General features: G+C 63.1%; 1 protein-coding gene. It reads right to left on the bottom strand.

Features of this window, described 5'->3' with window-relative positions:
* Positions 1 to 75 precede the first annotated feature (75 nt).
* Positions 76 to 1,176, bottom strand: a 1,101-nt coding sequence (locus QSJ18_RS20090; protein WP_286328424.1) for an IS256 family transposase, incomplete at its 5' end; no start/stop codon positions are given.

Below are 1,176 nucleotides of genomic sequence, written 5' to 3'. Positions count from 1 at the left end.
GACAGTGCCCCGTGGGTTGGTGGACTTCGGATCCGGCGTGAGCTACGCGTTGTGATCAACGAGTCGTGGTGAATGTTAGGCGATTTGGCGTGGTGCGTCGACGGGTTCGGCGGCGTGGTGTTTGGCGGCGATGACCTTCTTGAGTTCGGCCATGCTGATGTCGGAGAGGTAGCGGCGGGTGACTTGCCACTCGTCGTGGGCCTCGATCACCACCGCGGTAGCCAACCGCAGGAACGCGGCAGGGTTGGGGAAGATCTCCACGACATCAGCGCGGCGCTTGATCTCCTTGTTGAGCCGTTCGATGGGATTATTCGACCAAATCTTTTGCCAATGCGCCTTCGGAAACGCGGTGAACGCGAGCACATCGGGTTTGGCCTCGGCCATCATCGCCGCCACCTTCGGAAACGATGAGTCCAGGGTGTCGGCGACCTGGTCCCATTGCGCGGCGACCTCGGCCGGTTCGGTGTGCGCGAAGATGGTTTTGACTGCCGCGGTGACCACTGGTGCCTGCTTGGTGGAGACCGCGCCGTGCAGGTTGCGCATGAAATGGACTCGGCAGCGTTGCCATGCTGATCCGGTGAACTGCTGGGCCACCGCGGCTTTCAACCCGGCATGGGCATCGGAGATGACCAGATGCACCCCGGACAGGCCGCGGGCCTTGAGCGAGGCCAAGAACTCACGCCAGAACTCGAACGACTCGCTATCGCCCACGGCGGTACCCAACACTTCGCGGGTGCCGTCCATCGACACCCCGGTCGCCACGACAAGGGCTTGGGATACGACATGAGCGCCGACCCGGACTTTGCAGAACGTGGCATCAGCGAACACGTACGGGAACTCTGTGTGGGTCAGTGGCCGCTCCCGGAATGCCGAGATCTCTTTATCGAGGCCGGCGCAGATGCGTGACACCTCCGATTTCGAGATCCCGGTCGAGACGCCGAGTGCGTTGACGAGGTCATCGACTGCTCGTGTGGAGACGCCGTGGACGTAGGCCTCCATCACCACCGCGTGCAGGGCTTTGTCGATGCGACGGCGCCGTTCCAGGAGCGAGGGGAAGAACGACCCGGCCCGAAGCTTGGGGATCTTCACTTCCACATCACCCGAGGTCGTCGACACGGTCTTGGTGCGGTGGCCGTTACGGTGAGTCGCGCGTTCCGCGGAACGCTCATAGCGGTG

It is taken from the genome of Gordonia heveisoli (genome assembly GCF_030315745.1).
Lineage (GTDB): Bacteria > Actinomycetota > Actinomycetes > Mycobacteriales > Mycobacteriaceae > Gordonia.
This window is presented reverse-complemented; position numbering and strand designations above follow the sequence as displayed.